Below are 4590 nucleotides of genomic sequence, written 5' to 3' on the forward strand. Positions count from 1 at the left end.
TCAGTGGTCAAGTAGAGCCTGGCAATACCGTCAACAGCATCATCATTACTGACAGCAACGGTAATAGCCTTACCGTGGATCCGGCCGATATCAGCGTCGATCCTACCACCGGTGTGGTCACCGTCAGCGGCCAAGATCTATCGAGCTTAGTGGATGGCACCTTAACCGTTACCATGAATGTTACCGATGTTGCCGGTAATAGCGGCGATGTCACTGACACCACAGTGCTTGATACCACGGCGCCTGGCGATAGTGATGGTGAAAACAGCATTAACTTCTTAGATGGCGGTGATGAACTGGTCAATGGTGCAGAATCCGTCAATGTACCGCTCAGTGGTCAAGTAGAGCCTGGCAATACCGTCAACAGCATCATCATTACTGACAGCAACGGTAATAGCCTTACCGTGGATCCGGCCGATATCAGCGTCGATCCTACCACCGGTGTGGTCACCGTCAGTGGCCAAGACCTATCAGGCCTCGATGATGGCACCTTAACCGTCACCATGAATGTCACTGATGTTGCCGGTAATAGCGGTAATGCCACCGACACAACAGTGCTAGAACTTGCCGCCACCGTGAGTGTGACGGCGAGCCCCATCAGTATCAATGAGGAAGGCGCTAACAATACCAGTGAAGTCACCTTCACCTTAACGGCGCCATCGAGCACCGATACCACCCTGACGGTCACCCTCACCGGCACGGCCGCTGATGGCACCGACTATGAGTTCCCAGCCACTGTCGTTATTCCGGCCGGCGATACCAGTGTTACCGTGGATTTAACCGCGCTCTCCGATGATATTGTCGAAGGCGATGAAACCGTGATCATCACGGTCACCGGCACGGATAATGATGACATTACTGCGGGCACCAACAATCAGGCCACGGTGACCATTGTCGATACCGATGACACCGGCACCAACCCTGAAACGGCCACCGTGAGTGTGACGGCGAGCCCCATCAGTATCAATGAAGAAGGCGCTAACAATACCAGTGAAGTCACCTTCACCTTAACGGCGCCATCGAGCACCGATACCACCCTGACGGTCACCCTCACCGGCACAGCCGCTGATGGCACCGACTATGAGTTCCCAGCCACTGTCGTTATTCCGGCCGGCGATACCAGTGTTACCGTGGATTTAACCGCGCTCTCCGATGATATTGTCGAAGGCGATGAAACCGTGATCATCACGGTCACCGGCACGGATAATGATGACATTACTGCAGGCACCAACAATCAGGCCACGGTGACCATTGTCGATACCGGCCTGCCTAAGGATGATAGCCAAACCATTAACGAAGATAGCGTTGCCATTGGCAATGTCCTAACTAATGATGAAGGCGTAAACTCTAGCGTAATGAGCTTTACGATTGCAGGTGTTAGCGGAAGCTTTATTCCGAGTAACACACCAATTGTGATTGCCGGTATAGGCGAGCTGATCCTACAAGCTAATGGTAATTACGCATTTACTCCTGCAGACAACTGGTTTGGTGTAGTGCCAACCATTACTTACACTACAAATACTGGAGAGAGTGCCAACCTTGATATCAATGTGACTTCGGATAATGATATCGTCGAGATCACACCTGCCAATGCACTGAATCTTGAAGAAGCGGGCTTGGCTTCTGCCGCCACGGTTACTGATGCGGGTAGTGTCTTTATCACAGCCAATGACGGTTTACTGGATGTTGTTATCAACTTCAACGGGGTCGATGTCACTGTTTGGCAAAGTGGTGGAGCGAATAACTTCCCTGTCACCATAGAGGGTGAATATGGTCAGCTGGTCGTAACCGGATACGATGCCGCAACTGGTAAGCTATCTTATGAATATGTGATCAGCGACGCCCAAGATCATACACAAGCAACCAATGATATTCTAAGCGAAAGCTTTGAAGTAACGGCCACAGATATTGATGGAGATCAAGCTCAAACAACCATTACTGCAAATGTTATCGATGACCAGCCAGATGCCGAAACCACAGTGCCTGATACCGACTCAATTGATGTTGAAGTTGCTAGCTTTACATTTACGGATCTCTCAGCCAATTGGGAAAGCAACTTTAACGGTGGACGAAACATTGAGCGATATAACTCGGATAGTGTCACAGGTAACGATCAGGTTCGTTGGGGGGGGAATGGAGATACTAGAGCCGAAAAGTCTGGTTATGGCTTCCTCGTCAATAGTTCTGGCTTGAGTGGCAGCCTAGACCTTAACCAAGATATCTTATTAGGCGAGTTTACCCACTATAATCGCTCTGTGCCTTCGGGCTCTGCTATTGGCGATGGTGATGATACTACCGCCGATGCCACCCTAACATTATCGTTTACCATTAATGGCGTAGTGGTTTCGTTCCAAATTCAAGTCAGTCATAACGAAACCCCCAACAGCGGCTCTAATCCAAACGATATTATTACCGTCCTCAATCCAATTCAGATTATTGACCTTAATGGGACTCAATTTGCCGTCAATATTCTCGGATTCTACCCATCAGGAAGCACACCTGATGGTAACCCTACAAGGGTGATTGAAACCATAGAAAATCAAGCTAACCCATTTGATTTATATGCACGTATTGTTCCTGGTGATAACTATCAGTTACCACAAACCCAAGGAAATATCCTTAACGGTGATAACAGCACCGCACCTGATGATTTAGGTGCTGATGGCGCCGCGTTAAGCAGCGTCTCCTTTGGCAATACTACAATAGAGTTTAATGGTAACTCCGCAGTCACCATCAACGGTCTGTATGGCACCTTATTACTCAATAGTGATGGTAGCTATATCTATACTTTAACCGCGGGAACTAACGACATTCCTGATGGGGCACCCGCAGAGATATTTACATATACCGTCACAGATCAGGATGGTGACACATCATCCTCTACCTTAACGATTCAAATTAATGAGGTAGATATAAATGGCCAACCGATCCAAGCTCCTATCGCTGGTAGGTCATTAGATGCTAATGCGGTGGATAATATTGAAAGTGAGAAATCTAGCGCTCAACAATCTGATGATAGAGACGGTGTCGATATCTACCAGTGGCAAGAGGGAGATGAAGGTACCGATCACATCAGTGATTTTGATTTGCAAGCAGATAAACTTATTCTTAGCGACCTACTCCAAGGTCAATATGAAAATAGCCTCGAAAACTATTTCCAGTTCAGTTTAGATGGCGATTCTACCGTGATCAGTATCGATGCTGACCAAGATGGCGATTATGAGCAAGAAATCGTTCTAGATGGTGTGAATTTGTTTAAGGAATATGGCTTAAGTGAACTCGATATCATTAACGGTCTTATTGGTGATAATGGTGACGGGCCTTTAATCTTAGAAACCCAGTCTGCCACAGCTGCAGGTTCTACTGGCTATTTCGACAATTCCACACCACTGCTAGAAGAGAAGCAAATGGAATTGCCGTAATTTAATGGGGCTCGGCATGTTTATGCCGAGCCCCATTATAGTAAGCCATAGGCGTTTTTTAGATAAACTCATGGGTTAACTTGCATTGACTTCAATGATTAAGTTTTTCAACTTCTCTTTTTAATTTTCGTTAATGTTGTATTAATTTAAAAGACAACCGTCCATCGCTTATAATAATACTTTATTCCATTCACGGTAAATTATAGTGGCAGGTTTAAGAAGAAAAAACGCATCAAAAGTCACCCGTAATTTAACTCAATAACACTCAATTTCTACTCACATCAACTGCTCGAGTCAATTAAGGTGCACACAACAGCCATTAAGCAGGAGCGCCTGTAACAAAAATGGCCTGCCACTCACATTTTGGCGCAGAAATTACATAGTAAGAAAGCATTAAGATAATGCCCTGTCGCATCATTTATTAAACAAAAAAAGCAAGAAAGACCTGCAATTACACCACAACATAGCAACAGCAGAGCTTTATAATTTCAACAATTAGCGCTAAAATGCAAGGTCGAGACAATGGTTTTCAAGAGGGATTTTTACTAGTGCAACCACAGGTGTCAAACATCACTGAGCAATGGACGATTTCCGCTTCACAACGCGTGGTAAGCGATCCATTATTAGACTCATTGTTATTATTAACCGAATATTTTGGTAATCCTTGCTCCAGTGATTCACTGGCCGCTGGTTTGCCATTAACGGCTGCACTTATTACCCCGGATTTACTACCTCAAGCCGCGTCACGAGCGGGGCTAACCGCCAAGCTTTTTAGAAAGAATTTAAATCAAATAAATGAAATAATGCTGCCATGCATTCTACTACTTAAAGACAAACAAGCTTGCGTACTTCGAGAAATCGATGTTACTGCTGATATGGTCATCATTCAATTGCCAGAAACTGGCGGTGAGCAAGTCATGACCATAGAGGAGCTGGAAACACTCTATGTCGGCTATCTATTTTTAATCAAGCAGCAGTATCGCTCAGACAAAGCCATGGATGCATATCTTCACGATTCAACATCTCACTGGCTATGGAAGACAGGGTGAGATCGCGAACAAATTTTAGCCAATCAAATGGGCAAAGCTTTTCAATTTGATGGCGTTGTGATCTTATACTCTCTTTTGCTGAGACCCTATCATGAGCCTTCTTTCCCTTACCAAGCACT

General features: G+C 45.8%; 1 protein-coding gene and 1 pseudogene. Both read left to right on the forward strand.

All coding sequences use genetic code 11. From position 1 onward, the window contains the following. Positions 1-3422, forward strand: a 3422-nt coding sequence (locus tag KU855_RS18535) for an Ig-like domain-containing protein (protein ID WP_218532757.1), incomplete at its 5' end; no start/stop codon positions are given. Between the two features lie 506 nt (positions 3423-3928). Continuing rightward, positions 3929-4465, forward strand: a pseudogene (locus tag KU855_RS18540) (cysteine peptidase family C39 domain-containing protein); the annotation flags it as partial. Positions 4466-4590: the final 125 nt, after the last annotated feature.

Source organism: Shewanella sp. NIFS-20-20 (genome assembly GCF_019209865.1).
Classification (GTDB): Bacteria; Pseudomonadota; Gammaproteobacteria; order Enterobacterales; family Shewanellaceae; genus Shewanella.